The organism is Streptomyces flavusporus (assembly GCF_046267975.1).
Classification (GTDB): Bacteria; Actinomycetota; Actinomycetes; order Streptomycetales; family Streptomycetaceae; genus Streptomyces; species Streptomyces flavusporus.
This window is the reverse complement of record NZ_CP176503.1, coordinates 9,338,309-9,356,245: the sequence shown is the minus strand read 5'-3', so window position 1 is coordinate 9,356,245 and position 17,937 is coordinate 9,338,309. Positions and strand designations below refer to the sequence as shown.

13 protein-coding genes are annotated in these 17,937 nt (G+C 71.8%); 4 read left to right on the top strand and 9 right to left on the bottom strand.

Going from position 1 to position 17,937, the window contains the following annotated elements; all coding sequences use genetic code 11:
* Positions 1 to 111: 111 nt before the first annotated feature.
* Entirely contained in the window at positions 112 to 1,053 is a 942-nt protein-coding gene (locus ACKTSN_RS44090; protein ID WP_409474182.1) for a Zn-ribbon domain-containing OB-fold protein, read from the bottom strand.
* Positions 1,054 to 1,066: 13 nt separating this feature from the next.
* Entirely contained in the window at positions 1,067 to 1,867 is an 801-nt protein-coding gene (locus ACKTSN_RS44085) for a crotonase/enoyl-CoA hydratase family protein (protein ID WP_409474181.1), read from the bottom strand.
* Between the two features lie 165 nt (positions 1,868 to 2,032).
* Between ACKTSN_RS44085 and ACKTSN_RS44080 the strand changes: the two genes are divergently transcribed.
* Together ACKTSN_RS44080 and ACKTSN_RS44075 are read left to right on the top strand one after the other, a co-directional pair.
* Positions 2,033 to 3,637, top strand: coding sequence for an acyl-CoA synthetase (locus tag ACKTSN_RS44080; protein ID WP_409474180.1), 1,605 nt, complete (start codon positions 2,033 to 2,035; stop codon positions 3,635 to 3,637).
* Between the two features lie 226 nt (positions 3,638 to 3,863).
* Positions 3,864 to 5,126, top strand: a complete 1,263-nt coding sequence (locus ACKTSN_RS44075; protein WP_409473986.1) for an IS701 family transposase — start codon at positions 3,864 to 3,866, stop codon at positions 5,124 to 5,126.
* 129 nt (positions 5,127 to 5,255) lie between these two features.
* Here ACKTSN_RS44075 and ACKTSN_RS44070 read toward each other — a convergent pair whose 3' ends face one another.
* The gene (locus ACKTSN_RS44070) at positions 5,256 to 6,095 is read right to left on the bottom strand and encodes an alpha/beta fold hydrolase (protein ID WP_409474179.1); all 840 of its coding nucleotides are present in this window, start codon (positions 6,093 to 6,095) and stop codon (positions 5,256 to 5,258) included.
* Between the two features lie 123 nt (positions 6,096 to 6,218).
* Between ACKTSN_RS44070 and ACKTSN_RS44065 the strand changes: the two genes are divergently transcribed.
* Positions 6,219 to 6,839: a class I SAM-dependent methyltransferase gene (locus ACKTSN_RS44065; protein WP_409474178.1), complete on the top strand. Its 621-nt coding sequence runs from the start codon at positions 6,219 to 6,221 to the stop codon at positions 6,837 to 6,839.
* A gap of 5 nt (positions 6,840 to 6,844) precedes the next feature.
* On the opposite strand, the gene ACKTSN_RS44060 is transcribed toward ACKTSN_RS44065, so the two are convergent.
* From ACKTSN_RS44060 to ACKTSN_RS44050, 3 genes are all read right to left on the bottom strand, one after another.
* Positions 6,845 to 8,344, bottom strand: coding sequence for an acyl-CoA synthetase (locus ACKTSN_RS44060; RefSeq protein ID WP_409474177.1), 1,500 nt, complete (start codon positions 8,342 to 8,344; stop codon positions 6,845 to 6,847).
* A 65-nt stretch (positions 8,345 to 8,409) separates the two neighbouring features.
* Entirely contained in the window at positions 8,410 to 9,963 is a 1,554-nt protein-coding gene (locus ACKTSN_RS44055; protein WP_409474176.1) for an acyl-CoA synthetase, read from the bottom strand.
* Positions 9,960 to 11,069 carry a nitronate monooxygenase gene (locus tag ACKTSN_RS44050; RefSeq protein WP_409474175.1) on the bottom strand — a complete coding sequence of 370 codons (1,110 nt, stop codon included), beginning with the start codon at positions 11,067 to 11,069 and terminating at the stop codon, positions 9,960 to 9,962. Before ACKTSN_RS44050 ends, ACKTSN_RS44055 begins: the two co-directional genes overlap by 4 nt.
* A 181-nt stretch (positions 11,070 to 11,250) precedes the next feature.
* Between ACKTSN_RS44050 and ACKTSN_RS44045 the strand changes: the two genes are divergently transcribed.
* Positions 11,251 to 13,026: a serine hydrolase gene (locus ACKTSN_RS44045; protein WP_409474174.1), complete on the top strand. Its 1,776-nt coding sequence runs from the start codon at positions 11,251 to 11,253 to the stop codon at positions 13,024 to 13,026.
* A gap of 93 nt (positions 13,027 to 13,119) precedes the next feature.
* On the opposite strand, the gene ACKTSN_RS44040 is transcribed toward ACKTSN_RS44045, so the two are convergent.
* From ACKTSN_RS44040 to ACKTSN_RS44030, 3 genes are read right to left on the bottom strand one after another with little or no spacing between them, the layout of a single operon-like run.
* The gene (locus tag ACKTSN_RS44040) at positions 13,120 to 14,697 is read right to left on the bottom strand and encodes a phytoene desaturase family protein (RefSeq protein ID WP_409474173.1); all 1,578 of its coding nucleotides are present in this window, start codon (positions 14,695 to 14,697) and stop codon (positions 13,120 to 13,122) included.
* A gap of 52 nt (positions 14,698 to 14,749) precedes the next feature.
* Complete coding sequence (locus ACKTSN_RS44035) at positions 14,750 to 16,975, bottom strand: tetratricopeptide repeat protein (protein WP_409474172.1); 2,226 nt, start codon at positions 16,973 to 16,975, stop codon at positions 14,750 to 14,752.
* On the bottom strand, positions 16,957 to 17,883 hold the full coding sequence (locus ACKTSN_RS44030; RefSeq protein WP_409474171.1) for an oxygenase MpaB family protein: 927 nt from the start codon (positions 17,881 to 17,883) through the stop codon (positions 16,957 to 16,959). Before ACKTSN_RS44030 ends, ACKTSN_RS44035 begins: the two co-directional genes overlap by 19 nt.
* Between the last annotated feature and the right edge of the window lie 54 nt (positions 17,884 to 17,937).

Sequence of the window (17,937 nt, the reverse complement as noted above, 5' to 3'; positions counted from 1 at the left end):
ATGTCCGGGCTGGTTTCAACCCGGCTGGTGCTGATCGCAGAAGACTCGGTCGTTCGCTGAGCGACCGAGCGGCGTGAGCCAGGAATTCCCCTCGCTTACGAGGGGGAGGATTCAAAGCAGCTCCTTGTACGTCTCGTAGTCCGCGTCAAGTTCGCCGGTGGGCCGGTAGTGGTCGGGATAGCGACCTCCTGCCGTCCACACCGGCTCGACGCGCAGCCCCATCCGCACCTGGTTGTACGGGATGCCGCCGATACGGCCGTGCAGGGCGAGATCGGCGCCGTCGAGGGCGATGTGGGCGTAGACGTACGGCACTTCGATGTCGAGGTTCTTCGCCTTGATGTTGACGATGCAGAACGTGGTGATGGTGCCGCGCGGGCCGACCTCGACCTGTTCGGCGGTGGCGACGCCGCAGGTGGGACAGGCGCCGCGGGGCGGCACGTACACCTTGCGGCAGGCCGGGCAGCGTTCGCCGACGGTGCGGTGCCCGGACAGCGCGTCGATGTACGCGGACTGGGCGCGGCCGGGGCTGTAGGTGTAGTCGAGGCGGGCGGGGGCGACGATGCCGGTGACGGCGTTGCCGAAGTGGCCGTCGTGACCGGTGAGTCGGGGTGCTGCGCCGTCGTACGGCTCGAAGCAGGCGATGTCCGTGATGGCGCCCGTGCGTTCCTCTGCCCAGCGGATGCGGACGCGCATGCCGGTGCGGACGGTGTCGGGGCCGGGGGCGTCGAGGGCGTGCAGGAGGGCGGTGTCGGCGCCGTCGAGGCGGACCAGGGCCCAGGCGAAGGGGGTGTCGAGGGGCTGGCCGCGGCGCGGGGCGTGGTTCCAGGCCCAGGTGGTGACCGTGCCCGTGGGGGCGACCTCGACGAGGTCGCGCAGCTCCTCGGCGGTGACGGGGTCGTACTCGACGGGCGGGACGAGGGCGCGTCCGTCGGACGTGCGGACGCCGAGGACGACGCGTTCGCGCAGACCGGTCAGGAAGGCGCTCTGGACGGGGCCGACGGAGCGGGTGAAGGGGAACTCGACGACCAGGGGGGCTTTGAGGACTTCGGGCACGGTGACTCCCTCGTCAGGCACGCTTGTAGACGGGTGGCCGCTTCTCCGCGAAGGCGCGGGCGCCTTCCTTGGCGTCGGCGGTGTCGAAGATCGGCCAGCCGCGGGCGAGTTCCGCGGCGAGGCCGTCCGACTCGGTCATCTCGGCCGTCTCGTACACCGACGCCTTGACGGCCTCGACGGCGAGGGGCCCGCACGCGTTGATCCGTTCGGCGATCTCCAGGGCCTTGCCGAGCGCCGTGCCGTCGGGGACGACCTGCCCGATCAGGCCGATGTCCGCGGCCTCCCGGGCGTTGTACGGGCGTCCGGTGAGCAGCATCTCCAGGGCGTGGGTGCGCGGGATCTGGCGTTGCAGCCGGACCGTGGAGCCGCCGATCGGGAACAGCCCGCGCCGGACCTCGAACAGCCCGAAGGTCGCCGACTCGCCCGCGACCCGGATGTCGGTGCCCTGGAGGATCTCGGTGCCGCCCGCGACGCAGTGGCCCTCGACGGCCGCGATCACGGGTTTGCGGGGGCGGTGGTGCCGCAGCATCGCCTTCCAGTGCAGGTCGGGGTCGGCCTTGAGCCGGTCCCGGTACTGCTGCCCGGCCATGCCCTTTCCGGCCAGGGCCTTGAGGTCCATGCCCGCGCAGAACGCGCCGCCCGCTCCGGTCAGCACGATCGAGCGGATCGCCTCGTCCTCGTCGGCCTCGACCCAGCCGTCGTACAGGCCGACGAGCATCGGCAGCGAGAGGGCGTTCTTGGCATCGGGCCGGTTGAGCGTGAGCACCAGCGTGGCGCCTTCGCGCTGCACGGTGAGGTGTTCGGTGCCACCCATGGGTGTCCTCCGTCCGCAGGAACGAGAACAGGTTGCAGGAGGCGGGGAAGCACTTCAAGGGTTTTCTGACAGTCAGTCAGATTTCTGTTGCGCGGACCCTTCACAGTTGTGCCGCCCTTTGCTCTGATGACCGGCAACCGAGGGGCAGCGAGGTCAGGAGGAGCGGTGGAGTACAACCTTGCCGACCTGTTCGAGTCGGTCGTGGACGTGGTGCCGGACCGCGAGGCGCTCGTGTACCTCGACCATCCCGGCACGGGTGCGGAGCGCCGTCTGACGTACGCCGCACTGGACGCCGCCGCCAACCGCATCGGCCACCACCTGCTCGACAGCGGGATCCGCCCCGGCGAGCACCTCGGACTCCACCTGTACAACGGCGTCGAGTACCTCCAGACGGTGCTCGGCTGCCTCAAGGCGCGGATCGTGCCGGTCAATGTCAACTACCGCTATGTGGAAGAGGAGTTGGTCTACCTCTACCGGGACGCCGATCTGGTGTCCCTGGTCTTCGACGCGGAGTTCACGGACCGGGTGGCGGCGGCGTTGCCGCGGGCGGACAAGCTGCGGCATCTGGTGCGGGTGGGAACCGGAGACTCGCTGGGGGTGCCCTTCGCCGAGGCCGAGGCCGCCGGCTCACCGGAGCGCGGGTTCCCGGCGCGCTCGGGCGACGACCAGTTCATCATCTACACCGGCGGCACGACCGGGATGCCCAAGGGTGTGATGTGGCGGCAGGAGGACCTGTTCTTCTCCGGGCTGGGCGGCGGAGCGCCGACCGGTGAGCCGGTGAAGAAGCCTCAGGAGCTGGCCGAGCGCGTCGCGGCGGGCGGTTCGGGCATCACCTTCTTCCCCGCTCCCCCGCTGATGCACGGCACGTCCACCCTGACCGCGTTCATCGGCTTCAACTTCGGACAACGGGTCGTGCTGCACCGCAAGTTCGTGCCCGAGGAGGTGCTGCGGACCATCGAGCGGGAGAAGGTCACCAGCATGTCGCTGGTCGGCGACGCGATGCTGCGCCCGCTCATCGACGCGCTCGCCGGACCCATGAAGGGGACGGACTGTTCCTCGATGTTCAGCGTGTCGTCGTCCGGCGCGGTCATGTCGGAGACGGTCCGGCAGCAGTTCCTCACCCTCGTCCCGCAGGTGATGCTGCTGAACAACTTCGGCTCCTCGGAGTCCGGCTTCAACGGCACGGCCACGGACGACTCCGGCCCCGAGCGCGGCTTCCGCATCCGCGTCAACTCCCGTACGCAGGTGGTCGATCCGACCACGCACGAGCCGGTGGCCGTCGGCGAGGTGGGCCGGATCGCCCAGTGCGGCCATGTTCCGCTCGGCTACTACAACGACCCGGCGAAAACCGCCGAGACCTTCTTCGAGAAGGACGGCGAGCGATGGGTGCTCCTCGGCGACATGGCCACCGTCGACGAGGACGGCGTGGTGACCGTGCTGGGCCGTGGCTCGCAGTGCATCAACACCGGGGGCGAGAAGGTGTACCCGGAGGAGGTCGAGCAGGCCCTGAAGTCCCATCCGGACGTGTACGACGCGTTGGTGGCCGGCGTTCCGGACGCCCGGTGGGGCAGCCATGTCGCGGCGGTCGTCCAACTGCGCGAGGGCGCGCCGACCCCGTCCCTGGAGGACATCCAGACCCACTGCCGGGACCATCTGGCCGGGTACAAGATCCCGCGCCAGCTGGTGATCACGGAGTCCATCCGCCGCTCACCGAGCGGCAAGGCGGACTACCGGTGGGCGCGCGAGGTGGCGGTGGCGGCGGACGGCTAGTGCCGCGGCAGGCAACGTTTGCCCGTCAAGGAGCGGCGTCCGGTGCGTGCTCTCGGCGTGCCGGCCGGAAGTCCTCGTACTGGACGTACTTGGGCTTTCGGCCGGTGCGGCGAGAGGGCGTGCCGTGCGTCGCGACGGGGCGAACGTTGCCTGCCGCGGCACTAGTAGGGCTTTGTTAGGTACCCCGATTGATCATCGTCAGGTAGATTGTGATGTTCTGTCAGGTGTGACACCTGAGGAGATGGAGACGGTCCGCCCGCGCCTGGAGGCGTTCGCGGCGGAGATGCTCGGTTCGCTGGCGCGTCGGGACCAGCGGGCCAAGGGCGAGCTGTATCTGCGCGGGCTGATGCTGGACGGCAAGCGCAAGTCCATGCAGCCGATGGCCGAGCGCCTGGGCGTGGACCACCAGCAGCTGCAGCAGTTCGTCTCATCGTCCACCTGGGACTACTCCAAGGTCCGTGAGCGGCTGGCCCGTTGGGCTGCCGCGCACATTTCTCCCGAGGCGTACGCGATCGATGATGTCGGCTTCCCCAAGGACGGCTACGACTCACCGGGGGTGGCGCGGATGTACTGCGGCGCCCTGGGTAAGCGCGGCAACTGCCAGGTCGGCGTCAGTGTGAACCTGGTCAGTGACCGTGCGTCATCGGCTGTCGACTGGCGCCTGTTCCTGCCCGAGAGCTGGGACGACACCAAGTACGGCGAGGACGCGCTGATGGCCGAGGCGATCCGGCGCCGCCGCGCCAAGGCGGGAATCCCGGGCACCGAGCGGCACCGGGAGAAGTGGCGCCTGGCGCTGGACATGCTCGACGAGGTGCGCGACAACTGGGAGTTGCCCGACCTTCCGGTCGCCGCCGACGCCGGATACGGCGACGCCACCGGCTTTCGCGAGGGCCTGACCGAGCGCGGCCTGACCTACGCGGTCGCGGTCAAAGCCACCACGACTGCGCACCCCGGCAATGCCACACCCCAACGCCCGCCGTACTCCGGGCAGGGCCGCCCTCCCGTGTCCGCCTACCCCCAACCGCACACCACCCTGCGCGCCCTGGCCCTGGCCGTCGGCCGAGCGGCCACCCGCACCGTCACCTGGCGCCAGGGCAGCAAGGCCACCAGACGCAACCCGAACGCCGAGATGCGCTCGCAGTTCCTGGCCCTGCGGGTCCGACCGGCCAACCGCACCATCCGCCGCGCCGCCGACGGCTCCCTGCCCGACTGCTGGCTGCTCGTCGAGTGGCCACCCGACTCCGCCGAGCCAACCGACTACTGGCTCTCGACGCTTCCCGCCGACACCCCACTGCGCGAACTGGTACGAATCGCCAAGATCCGATGGCGAGTTGAGCACGACTACCGCGAGCTCAAGGACGGTCTGGGCCTGGACCACTTCGAGGGCCGCAACTACCTCGGCTGGCACCGCCACGTCACCCTCGCGTCCCTCGCCCAGGCCTTCTGCACCATGCTCAGGCTCGACCCAAAAGCCCCTGCGCCGGCCTGACCCTCTACGCGGTCCTCCGCGAACTCCAGGCCCTCCTGGCCACCTGGACCGGCGCCTGCTCGATATGCGGCCAACCCGCACCAGCACCCGAACCCCACCACAGGACCTAACAAAGCCCTACTAGGTCTCTCAGGCGCCGTCGAAGAAGGCGGCGGTGCGCCGGGCGAACCGGTCCGGGTCGTCGAGCCACGGGAAGTGCCCCGCTCCCGGCTGGACGGTGAACTCGGCGTTCGGGAAGACGTCGGCGGCGCGGCGCGCCAGCTCGGGGCGGGGGCCGCCGTCGAGTTCACCGGCGTACACGAGAACGGGGGCGGTCACTGCGGCGAGGGCGGCGCGGGTGGCGGGCGGGTCGTAGGCACCGTCGGAGCCGTACGTCTCCCCTGCCTCGTCGTTGGTCTGCTCCTCCTCGAGCGCGGCGTGCGCGGCGGCCGTGTCGTCCCAACGGCCGTAGAAGAAGGGCAGGAACACCGGGTCGAAGTCACCGTCGCCCACCAGCCAGCGCTCGAACGCCGGGAAGGCCTCCTCGAACCACGGCTCGCCCTTCCGCAGCCGCGCCGCGGTCAGCCGGTCCTCGGCCGTCGCGGGCAGGCCCAGCGCCCACGGCGTCGCGGTGATCAGCGCCAGCCGTGCCACCCGCTCGGGATGACGGGCCGCGTACAGCATCGCCAGGCTGCCGCCGGCCGAGTGGCCGAGCAGGTCCATCCGCTCCAGCCCCAGGTGGACCCGCAGCGCCTCCACGTCGCCCACCAGCCGGTCGCAGCGGTACGTCGCCGGATCCGCCGGCACCGCGGAGTCCCCCGTGCCGCGCAGGTCGAGCAGGACCAGCCGGCGGTGCGCGGCGAGCCCGCCCAGGTCGCCGAGGTAGGCGGAGGCCCGCATGGGCCCGCCGGGCAGGACGACGAGCGGCTCGCCGTCACCGCGCGGGTGATAGGCGAGGCGGGTGCCGTCGGGTGCGGTGAAGGTGGGCATGACGCCGATCATCGGGGGTGGGACGGGTCGCCGCAACACACTTCCGCTTGCGCCGCGACGCGCCGGGAGGTGAGGGCTAAATCCCGTGGGCGCGACGCCCGATCGATGGCTGGCTTGCGTGGTGTGAGCATCGAGGATCCGACAGAGGTCGTCCGGCGCGGGTACGACGCCGCGTCGCTGCGTTACGACGAGGTGTACGGCGCCGAGACGAAGTACCGGCCCTGGCTGGCCGAGTTGTGCGGGCGGCTCCCGCGCGGCGACGTGCTGGACGTGGGGTGCGGCAGCGGGGTGCCGGTCGCCCGGGCGCTGGCCGCGGCCGGCCTTCAGGTCACCGGCATCGACATCAGCGAGGTGCAGATCCGCCGGGCGCGGGAGCTGGTGCCGACGGCGGAGTTCATGCGGGTCGACGCCACTGCGGCGGCTTTCGGCACCGGATCCTTCGACGCCGTGGTGTCGTTCTACGCACTCATTCACCTTCCGCTGGCCGAGCAGCCGGGCCTGCTGGGCAGGATCGCCGCCTGGCTGCGTCCGGGAGGCTGGTTCGTGGCCACCGTCGGACACGGAGCATGGACGGGCGTGGAGGAGGACTGGCTGGGCAGCGGCGCGGCGATGTGGTGGAGTCATGCGGATGCGGGCACGTATCGCGAGTGGATCGGGCGGGCCGGGCTGACGGTCGAACGGGAGGAGTTCGTTCCGGAGGGTGACGGCGGGCACGCGTTGTTCTGGGCGCGGCGCCCGGTCTGAGAGCCTCAGTCGTCGGTGAGCCGGTCCCGCAGGTCCCGTTTGAGGATCTTCCCGCTGGCGTTGCGTGGCAGGGCGTCCACGAACACCACCCGCTTCGGGGCCTTGAACGGGGTGAGCCGCTCGCGGGCGTGGGCGATGAGCTCGGCCTCCGTGACCTCGCCGCGGGGCACGACGACCGCGGTGACGGCCTCGACCCACTTGTCGTCGGGCAGGCCGACGACGGCGACCTCGGCGACGGACTCATGGGTGTAGAGCGCGTCCTCCACCTGCCGTGAAGCGACCAGTACGCCACCGGAGTTGATGACGTCCTTGACCCGGTCGACGATGGTGAAGTAACCGTCCTTGTCGCGGACCGCCAGGTCCCCGGAGCGGAACCAGCCGTCGCGGAAGGCCTCAGCGGTCTCGTCCGGCTTGTTCCAGTAGCCCTCGCACAACTGCGGGGAGCGGTAGACGATTTCGCCGGGCGTGCCGTCGGGCACGTCCTTGCCGTTCTCGTCGACCACACGGGCGTCCACGAAGAGCACAGTCCGGCCGCAGGAGTCCATACGGCCCTTGTGTTCGTCGGGCCCGAGGACGGTGGCCAGGGGGCCGATCTCGCTCTGGCCGAAGCAGTTGTAGAAGGCCAGTTCGGGGAGGCGCGCACGCAGCCGCTCCAGCACGGGCACCGGCATGATCGACGCCCCGTAGTAGGCCTTGCGCAGCCCGCTGAGGTCGCGGGTGGCGAAGTCGGCGCGGTTCGTCAGGCCGATCCACACGGTGGGCGGGGCGAACACACTGTCCACGCGCCCCGCCTCGATGAGGTCGAAGAGCCGGTCGCCGTCCGGCGCGTCGAGGATGATGTTCGTCGCGCCGACCGCCAGGTAGGGCAGCAGGAAGACGTGCATCTGCGCGGAGTGGTACAGCGGCAGCGCGTGCACGGGCCGGTCGCCGGCACTGAGGTCGAGGGCGGTGATCGCGCTGAGGTACTCGTGCACCAGGGCGCGGTGCGTCATCATCGCGCCCTTCGGCAGGGCCGTCGTACCGGAGGTGTACAGCAGCTGTGTCAGGTCCTCGCTGCGCGGTTCCGGACCGTCGTACGGCGCCGCCGCGGGCAGTCGGCCGAGCAGCGAGTCGTCCGCGTCCCGCAGCGGCAGCACGCCCGTGGTGTCCGGCAGCCGGCCGGCCAGGTCGGGGTCGGCGAGGACCAGGGAGCTCTCCGACTGGCCGACGATGTACGCCAGGTCGTCGCCGATCAGGTTCTGGTTCACCGGCACGTGCACCAGGCCCGCGCGGGCGCAGGCGAGGAAGGCGATGAGGTAGGCGTCGGAGTTGTGGCCGTAGGCGCCGACCCGGTCCCCGGGGGTGAGTCCCTGGGCGAGGAGGACGCTCGCCGCCCGGGAGACGGCGTCGTCGAGCTCCTCGTACGTCCAGCGGCGGTCGCGGAACTCGACCGCGACGCGTGCCGGGGTGCGGCGGGCGCTGCGCCGCAGCACCCCGTCCACCGTGCTGCCGTGTCCGGGCGTCATGGCACCGATCCTCGATCCGCCGACGGGTGAGGTCAAGTAACCGGCCGGAGCGGGCGTCGAGCCGGTCACACCGGACGGGTCCGGCCCTCCCAGTACGGCTCCCGCAGCCGCCGCTTGTACAGCTTGCCGTTGGGGTCGCGGGGCATCTCGGCGATGAAGTCGACGCTCTTGGGCCGTTTGTAGCCGGCGAGGTGTGCGGCGCAGTGGTCGAGGAGGGTGGCGGCGAGGTCGCGGCCGGGCTCGTGGCCGGGGGCGGGTTCGACGACGGCTTTGACCTCCTCGCCCCAGTCGTCGTGCGGGATGCCGAAGGCGGCGGCGTCGGCGACGGCGGGGTGGGCGAGCAGGGCTGACTCGATCTCGGCGGGGTAGATGTTGACGCCGCCCGAGATGATGAGGTCGATCTTGCGGTCGCGCAGGAAGAGGTAGCCGTCCTCGTCGAGCACGCCGAGGTCGCCGACGGTGAAGAATTCGCCGATGCGGTTCTTCCGCGTCTTCGCCTCGTCCTTGTGGTAGCTGAAGCCGCCCGTGGTCATCTTCATGTAGACGGTGCCGAGTTCGCCGGGCGGGAGCCGGTTGCCGTCGTCGTCGAAGATCGCGAGTTCGCTGATGGGCCAGGCCTTGCCGACGGTGCCGGGTTTCTTCAGCCAGTCCTCGGTCGTGGCGAAGGCGCCGCCGCCCTCGCTGGCCGCGTAGTACTCCTCCACGCAGTCGCCCCACCAGTCGATCATGGCTCGTTTCACATGGTCGGGGCAGGGCGCGGCGCCGTGGATGGCGTGCCGCATGGCGGAGACGTCGTAGCGCGCCTTCACGTCGTCGGGGAGGGCCAGCAGCCGGTGGAACTGGGTCGGGACCATGTGGGTGTGCGTGCACCGGTGGGCGTCGATGAGGCGGAGCATCTCCTGCGGGGTCCACTTGTCCATGAGGACCAGCTGGTGCCCGATGTGCAGGGACGCGCCCGCGAACTGGAGGACGGCCGTGTGGTAGAGCGGCGAGCAGACCAGGTGCACGTTGTCGTCGAAGGGCCTGATGCCGAAGATGCCGAGGAAGCCGCCGAGGTAGGCCTCTTCGGGGAGCTTGCCGGGCAGCGGGCGCCGGATGCCGCGCGGGCGGCCCGTCGTACCCGAGGTGTAGTTCATGACCCAGCCGAGGGTGCGGTCGGCGGGTGCCGATTCCGGTTGCCCGTCGAGGAGTTGGGCATACGGGCGGAAGCCCTCGACCTCGCCGACGGCGTACCGGTGGGTGGGCGGGAGGCCGGCCTCGTCGGCGGCGCGGCGGGCCTGTCCGGCGAAACGCTCGTGGGCGAGGAGGACCTTGGCGCCGGAGTCGGAGACGATCCAGGCGATCTCGGGGCCGACGAGGTGGTGGTTGACGGGGACGAGGTAGAAGCCGGCCTGGGTGGCGGCCAGGTACGCGGTGAAGAACTCGGCCGAGTTGGGGAGGACGATGGCGAAGGCGTCGCCGCGTTCCATCCCGGCCGCGCGCAGGCCGTGGACGAGGCGGTTGGCGGCGGCGTGCAGACGTCCGGCGGTCCACTGCTCGCCGTCCGGCGCGATCAGGACCGTGCGGCCAGGGTCCTGGGTGGCCTGGGCCCAGAAACCGGCGGGGGGTGTGCTCGTCACTGGCCGCTCCTTCCGGCGATGCGGTTGATGCGGTCCACGGCCCGCTCGAAGCCGCGGGTGAGGTCGTCGAAGACGGCCTGGACGCTGCGCTCGCTGGTCATCCGGCCGACGATCTGACCGACCGGTGTGCCGAGCAGCGGTTCGACCTCGTACTTCTGGATGCGCGACACCGCCTCGGCGACCAGCAGGCCCTGCAGCGGCATGGGGAGGGTGCCCGGTCCGGCGGGGTCGTCCCAGGCGTCGGTCCACTCGGTGCGCAGCTGGCGGGCGGGCTTTCCGGTCAGGGCGCGGGAGCGGACGGTGTCGCCGGACTCGGCGGCGAGCAGTTTGCGGGTCAGGGCGGGCGAGTGGAGGTCGGCCTCGGTGGTGGTCAGCCAGATGGAGCCCGTCCACACTCCCTGGGCGCCGAGGGCGAGCGCTGCGGCCGCCTGCTGTCCACTGCCGATGCCGCCGGCGGCCAGCACGGGCAGCGGGTCGACGGCGTCGACGACCTCGGGGGTGAGCACCATGGAGGCGATCTCGCCGGTGTGGCCGCCCGCCTCGTACCCCTGGGCCACGACGATGTCGATGCCGGCGTCCTTGTGCTTGCGTGCGTGCCGGGCGCTGCCCGCGAGCGCGGCGACCAGCACACCCCGGTCGTGGGCGCGGGCGATGACGTCGGCGGGTGGTGAGCCGAGGGCGTTGGCGAGCAGTCTGATCGGGTAGTCGAAGGCGACGTCGAGCTGGGTGCGGGCGACCTGCTCCATCCAGCCGGTGATGCGCCATCCCGATGCCTCGCCGTCCGGGAGTTCGGGCACCCCGTACTTGCCGAGTGTGTCCGCCACGAACTGCCGGTGCCCCTGCGGGATCATCGCCTCGACGTCGGCCTCGGAGACGCCTTCGACCTTCTTCGCGGGCATGACGACGTCCAGGCCGTAGGGCCTGCCCTCGGCGTGGGCCTCGATCCAGTCGAGGTCGCGCTTGAGGTCGTCGGGGGCCGTGTAGCGGACCGCGCCGAGCACTCCGAAGCCGCCGGCCCGGCTGATGGCGGCGGCGACGGCGGGGAACGGCGTGAAGCCGAAGACGGCGTACTCGACTCCCAGTTTCTTGCTCAGCTCCGTCTGCATGGGCGCAGGATGCCGCAGCCCGGCGGACGACGGAAGAGGTTTTCTGACGTCCCGTCAGATTTCTGGTCACCTCATACGAACCGCACGCCCCATTGACACATCCCGCGCCTGACAGGAAAGTTTCACCCCGCAAGGCGATCCCGGAAAAATACTTTCACGCTTGCGTACGGGAGGGTCCTCGATGGGCGAAGAGATGGCGACCGGCCTCACCCGCCGTCAACTGGGCACTCAGGCCTTCGTCTTGGGCGGCGCCCTCGCCCTGGCACCCTTCCCGGCAGGACCGGCCACGGCCGCACCGGCAGCATCGAGCCACCCGACCCTGCGCCACGGCTCATCCGAACGCGCTGGGCTGCTCACCGCCCACCTGCGCCAACTCGTCACTGACGCCGAGGCGTTCCTCGGCCCCTCCCCCAAGTACCCCTGGTACGCCGGTGCCGTGCTGCTCGCCGGGCGCGGCGGGGTCGTGGCGCTGCACGAGCCGATCGGGATGGCGGTGCGCTATGCCGCGTACGACGAGAAGACCGACACCGGCGTCGAGTTCCCGGCCGGGGAGCAGATCCCGATGGCCGAGGACACCGTCTTCGACCTCGCGTCCGTGTCCAAGCTGTTCACCTCCATCCTCGCCGTGCAGCAGATCGAGCGGGGGGCGCTGGAGCTGGAGGCGGCGGTCGCCTCGTACCTGCCGGACTTCGCGGGCGGGGGCAAGCAGGACATCACGGTCCGTCAACTGCTGACGCACACCTCGGGATTCCGTGCGTGGATACCGCTGTACAACGCGCCGACGTACGAGGAGAAGCTGCAGCTGATCTGGAACGAGGCGCCGCTCAACGCACCGGGGACCACCTACCTCTACTCGGACCTCAACCTGATCTCCCTCCAGCTCGTCCTGGAGAAGATCACCGCTCGCACTTTGGATGCTCTGCTCCACGACGAGATCACCGCTCCGCTCGGGATGCACCGCACTCGTTTCAACCCGCCCGCCTCCTGGAAGCCGAAGATCGCCGCCACGGAGGACGCCCGAAAGCCCTGGTCGGGGCTGGACCGTGGCCTGGTGTGGGGCGAGGTGCACGACGAGAACGCCTTCAGCCTCGGCGGTGTCGCGGGCCACGCGGGGGTGTTCTCCAACGCGTGGGACCTGGCCGTACTGGGCCGCACGCTGCTCAACGGCGGCCGCTACGGCCGGGAGCGCATCCTCCGGCCGGAGTCGGTGGAGCTGATGTTCACCGACTTCAACACCACCTTCCCCGGGGACGAGCACGGCCTCGGCTTCGAGCTCTACCAGCACTGGTACATGGGCGCGATGGCCACCCCGCGCACGGCGGGACACACCGGCTTCACCGGCACCTCACTCGTCCTCGACCCGACAACCGACTCGTTCCTCGTCGTCCTCGGCAACTCCGTGCACCCCGCGCGCAGTTGGCGTTCCGGATCCGCGCCTCGGGTCGCCGCCGCGAACAACCTGGCGCGCGCCGTACCGGTCCGCCCGGCGCGGGGACGTACCGTCTGGTTCTCCGGGATGGCGAGTGCGACGACCGCGACCCTCACGTTGCCCGCACTCGACACGTCCTCCGGCGGGGCACGGCTGCGCTGCGCCCTGTGGTGGGACACGGAACCGCGGGCCGACGGGCTCGTCCTCGAGTCCTCCGCGGACGGCGGCGACACCTGGCAGCCGGTCCCGTTCACGACGGCACGCCACGGCGAGGAACCCGAGGCCCACCCGGCCGGCCTGGCCACCGGATGGTCGGGCCGCGTCTGGCACCGGCTCACGGCGGACCTCCCGCCGGCCCCACGGCTCACGCTGCGCTGGCGGTACACCACCGACCGGCTGTACGTCGGCCGTGGCGCCTACGTCGACGCCCAGCGGGTCCAGGCCGGCCGCACCGTCCTCTTCGACGAGGCGCGCCCCGCCGACGCGGCCCGGATCACCGCGACGGGCTGGGCCGCTTCCGCCGACTGACGGCCCGGGAAGCCCTCGGCTCACCCCGGTCCGGTCGGCGCCGTCCGCCCGGGGACAACGCAGCGAAGCCGTCGGCCCCCGCCGCCCCGGGCGTCACCCGGCGAAGCCGTCGGCCCCCTCCAGCACCGCCATCGCCGCGTTGTGCCCGGGCACCCCGCTGACCCCGCCGCCGCGCACCGCGCCCGCCCCGCACAGCAGCACGTTGGCGTGCCGGGTCTCCACGCCCCAGCGGCCGGTGCCCTCCTGGGCGTACGGCCAGGACAGCTCGCGGTGGAAGATGTTGCCGCCGGGCAGCCGCAGATCCCGCTCCAGGTCGAGCGGGGTCCTGGCCTCGATGCACGGCCGACCATCGGCGTCGGTGGCCAGGCAGTCGGCGAGGGGCTCCGCCAGGTGCGCGTCGAGCTGGGCGACGGTCGCCTTCAGCAGCGCTTCGCGCACGGCGTCGTTGTCCCTGGCGAACAGGCGGGCGGGGGTGTGCAGACCGAACAGGGTGAGGGTCTGGTAGCCCCGCTCGACCAGGTCCGGGGCGAGAATCGTCGGGTCGGTCAGGGAGTGGCAGTAGATCTCGGACGGCGGGGCGGCGGGCAGTTCACCGGCCGCGGCCTGGGCGTACGCGGTGGCCAACTGCTCGTATCCCTCGGCGATGTGGAAGGTACCGGCGAACGCCTCGCGCGGGTCGACCGACGTGTCGCGCAGTCGCGGCAACCGCTTGAGCAGCATGTTGACCTTCAGCTGGGCGCCCTCGGCGGGGGCGGGCTGGGTGTCGCCGGTGAGCGCGGCCAGATCCTGCGGCGAGGCGTTCACCAGGACGTGCCGGGCGACGGCGACGCCTTCCCCGTCGTGGGTGCGGTAGGTGACCTCGGCGGTGCTGCCGTCGGTGGCGATCCGCAGCGCCTCGTGCCCGGTGGCGATGACCGCGCCCACCCGGCGCGCCGCGTCGGTCAGCGCACCGGTCACGGCGCCCATGCCGCCGACCGGCACGTCCCAGTCGCCGGTGCCGCCACCGATCACGTGGTACAGGAAGCAGCGGTTCTGCCGGAGTTCGGCGTCATGGGCGTCGGCGAAGGTGCCGATCAGCGCGTCGGTGAGGACCACGCCCCGGACCAGGTCGTCGGCGAAGTGGTCCTCGACGGCGACGCCGATCGGCTCCTCGAAGAGCATCCGCCAGGCGTCCTCGTCGTCGATCCGGCGGCGCAGCTCGTCACGGGTGGGCAGCGGCTCGGTCAGCGTGGGGAACACGGCCCGGGCCACGCGCGCGGTCCTGCCGTAGAAGCGCTGCCAGGCCTCGTACTCGCGCTCGCCGCCGGTCAGCCGGGCGAAGGCCGACCGGGTCCGCTGCTCGCCACCGCCCACGAGCAGGCCGCTCGGGCGGCCGTCGCGCTCGACGGGCGTGTACGAGGAGATCGTGCGGGTGCGCAGACGGACGTCCAGGCCGAGATCCCGGACGATCTTCTGCGGGAGCAGACTGACCAGGTACGAGTAGCGCGACAGCCGGGCGTCGACGCCGGGGAAGGGGCGGGTGGAGACGGCGGCGCCCCCGGTGTGGTCCAGCCGTTCCAGCACCAGAACCGACCGTCCGGCCCGGGCCAGGTAGGCGGCGGCGACCAGGCCGTTGTGGCCGCCGCCGACGATGACGGCGTCGTACGCGCGATGTCCCTCGTGTGCAGGCATGGCTCTTCGTAACACGGGGTGATCCGCCTCGGCCAGAGCGGGCCGGTGCGGATCAGGCGTCACCGGCCGCCCGCTGCCGGCGCAGCACCGCGCCCCTGCGGTACAGCTCGACCGCCTCCTGTCCGCGGCCGAGCTGTTCCAGGCAGTGGGCCTCGTCGTTGCGGCTGGCGAGGGTGTCGGGGTGGTCCGGGCCGAGGACGCGTTCACGGGCGGCGGCCACCGCGCGGTACTGGGCCAGCGCGTCCGCCCAGCGGCCGAGCCAGCCCAGGCCGACCGCGACCTCGCGGCGGCTGACCAGGGTGTCGGGATGGTCCGGGCCGAGGACGCGTTCGCGGATCGCGCACACGTCGCGGGACTCGGCGAGGGCCTCCTCCCAGCGGCCGAGGCGGCCGAGGTTGACGCCGAGGCCGTGCCGGGCACGCAGGGTCTCGGGGTGGTCGGGGCCGTGCACGCGGGTGCGGTCGTCGATCAGGTCGCGGTACAGCTCCAGCGCGTCCGCGCTGCGGCCGAGGCGGCCGAGACTGATGCCGATCTCGTAGCGGGCGGCGAGGGTGTCGGGGTGGTCGGGGCCCAGGGCCTGGGCGCGGGCCTCGGCGACCTCGCGGTAGGTCTCCAGCGCCTCCGGCCAGCGGCCCAGCTGGCCCAGCGCGTAGGCGACCTCGTAGCGGGTGACCAGGGTGTCGGGGTGGCCGGGTCCGAGGACCCGGGCGCGGGCCGCGGCGACGTCGGACGCCATGCGGTACGAGTCCTCCAGGCGGCCCAGCCTGCCGAGGTTGAAGGCGAGGTTGTGCCGGCAGCGCAGGGTGTCGGGGTGGTCGGGGCCCATCGTGCGCTCCCGGGCGGCGAGCACCCGCGTGTATTCCTGGTGCGCGTCGAAGGGCCGCCCCAACTGGCCCAGCACGTAGGCCGTTTCCTGCCGGGCGGCGAGAGTGTCGGCGTGGTCGGCGCCGAGCACGCGCTCCCGGGCCCGGGCGACGTGCGTGTACTCGCGCAGCGCGTCGGCCGCGCGTCCGGTGCGGCTGAGGGTGAAGGCGATCTCGTAGCGGCTGGCGAGGGTGTCGGGGTGGTCCGGGCCGAGGAGGTGCTCGCGTTCTGCGGCGACCGCGCGGTGCACTTCGCCCGCCTCGGCCCAGCGGCCCAGCCGTCCCAGACTCAGGCCCGCGTTGTGGCGGCCGGCCAGGGCCGTGAGCACCTCCGTGGACGGGGTCGGCGGTGTGTCCGGGACGGGGGCGGGGATGCGGTCCGTGCCGAGGCGGGCGATCCACTCGCTGGTGAGCGCGGCGCCGGCGTCGGGCGGTGTGGTGCGCAGCGCGGTGCCGGCCGCCTTGTGGCCGGTGGTCATGCCGCGGGTCCAGGACGGCAGCCGCGGTTCGTGGGCCGCCGGTTCGGGCGGCTGCGCGGTGACGACCGTCGGCACGTGAGCCGGCGTGGTGCGGCCCGCGCTGATCCTGTGCCCCAGCTCGGCGGCGTCGCGCGGACGGTGCTCCGGAAGCTTGGCCAGCAGATCCAGGATGATCTGCTCGAGGTAGGCCGGCAGCTCGGCACGGTGGGTGCGCGGTGGCGCGGGCGGCGTGTCGCGGTGGCCGACGAGGATCGCCCAGGCGTCGTCGAGGTCGAACGGCGGTACCCCGGTGGCGAGTTCGTACAGAACGCACCCCAGCGAGTACAGGTCGCTGCGCTGGTCCACCTCGTCGCCGCCGATCTGCTCCGGCGACATGTAGTGCGGGGTGCCCATCGCGACACCGGTGCCGGTCAGCCGGGAGGTGAAGCCGATGTCGGCCCCGAGGCGGGCGATGCCGAAGTCGCAGATCTTCACCGTGCCGTCGGTCAGCCGCACGATGTTGGCGGGTTTCAGATCCCGGTGCACGATGCCCTGCCGGTGTGTGTAGGCGAGGGCCGCGGCCACCTGGTCGGCGATGTCGACGATGTCGGGTACGGGCAGCGGATGGTGCTTGTTGTCCTCCAGGAGCTGGCTGAGGTTGCGGCCCTGCAGCAGTTCCATGACGAGGAAGAGGACGCCGTCGGACTCGCCGAAGTCGTGGACGACGGTCACGCCGCGGTGCTGGAGCGCGGCCGCGACCCGGGCCTCGCGGCGAAACCTTTCCCGCAGGACCCGGGTGAAGGACTGGTCGTGGTGCGGGCCGAGGGGTTTGAGGCACTTCACGGCGACGTGCCGGCCGAGCGACTCGTCGCGCGCCCGCCACACCTCGCCCATGCCCCCGCGCCCGATCAGGTCCAGCAGCCGGTACCGGCCCTGGATCAGCCTGGTCTCCCCCATCGCGTGCCGTCGCCCCCGTCGCTGTCCGCCGCGCCCTCCCCTGGCCCGTCCAGTATGGCGACCTGTGGTTCGAGTTTGTACGGTGCCGGGCGGGCGTCGGGGCCGAGTCGCGCCATCGCCCGCAGGATGTGCTTGGGCGGGAGTTGCCAGCGCACCCGGGCGGGAACGGCGCGCAGCAGGGTGCCGGTGAACCGCAGGTGGCGGGTGACGGTCGCGGGTGCGGGGGCCGCACGCCCGTACAGCTCGTGGGCGTACGACGGCAGGGAGGCGTACGCCAGTCCGGCCACGCGCCGCCACAGCAGCTCGCGTGCCGGCACCAGCAGCGGGTGCGTCGGCGGCCGGCGCAGGAAGTCGTCGACGTCCCGCGCCTCGGGTCCGGCGGCGAGTTCGGGCCGCACCTTCACGAAGTAGGCGGCCATCTCCGCCCGGTCGGCGGGTACGGCGTCCGGGTCGAGGCCCACCAGGCGGGCGCTGACCCGGTGTTCGGCGATGTAGCGGTCGGCCTGGGCGTCGGTGAGCGGGTAGCCGGAGCGGCGCAGGACGTGCAGGTAGGAGTCGATCTCGGCGCAGTGCACCCACAGCAGCAGGTCGGGTTCGTCGATCCCGTATTCCTCACCCGTCTCCGGATCGGTCGCCCTGAGCATGCTGTGGATCTTCCGGACCCGGGCGCCCGCCCGCTCGGCGGCCTCGGTGGTGCCGTACGTCGTGGTGCCGACGAAGTTCGCGGTGCGCATGAGCCGCCCCCAGGCGTCGCGCCGGAAGTCGGAGTTCTGCATGACGCCGCGCACCGCGCGAGGATGCAGCGCCTGGAGGTAGAGCGCGCGGATGCCGGCGACCCACATCATCGGGTCGCCGTGCATCTGCCAGGTCACGGACCGTGGAGTGAACAGCCCCGGATCAGCCGCCATGCCGGCAGGTGTGACCACGGCCACTGATTGTCACCTCTTGTTGCTGTCGACCTG

Bases quoted from the DNA above. Each gene is read 5' to 3' on its own strand.
- ACKTSN_RS44045 (WP_409474174.1), top strand. From the start codon at position 11,251: ATGGGCGAAGAGATGGCGACCGGCCTCACCCGCCGTCAACTGGGCACT.
- ACKTSN_RS44035 (WP_409474172.1), bottom strand. From the start codon at position 16,975: ATGGGGGAGACCAGGCTGATCCAGGGCCGGTACCGGCTGCTGGACCTG.
- ACKTSN_RS44060 (WP_409474177.1), bottom strand. From the start codon at position 8,344: ATGACGCCCGGACACGGCAGCACGGTGGACGGGGTGCTGCGGCGCAGC.
- ACKTSN_RS44040 (WP_409474173.1), bottom strand. From the start codon at position 14,697: ATGCCTGCACACGAGGGACATCGCGCGTACGACGCCGTCATCGTCGGC.
- ACKTSN_RS44070 (WP_409474179.1), bottom strand. From the start codon at position 6,095: ATGCCCACCTTCACCGCACCCGACGGCACCCGCCTCGCCTATCACCCG.
- ACKTSN_RS44030 (WP_409474171.1), bottom strand. From the start codon at position 17,883: ATGGCGGCTGATCCGGGGCTGTTCACTCCACGGTCCGTGACCTGGCAG.
- ACKTSN_RS44050 (WP_409474175.1), bottom strand. From the start codon at position 11,069: ATGCAGACGGAGCTGAGCAAGAAACTGGGAGTCGAGTACGCCGTCTTC.
- ACKTSN_RS44085 (WP_409474181.1), bottom strand. From the start codon at position 1,867: ATGGGTGGCACCGAACACCTCACCGTGCAGCGCGAAGGCGCCACGCTG.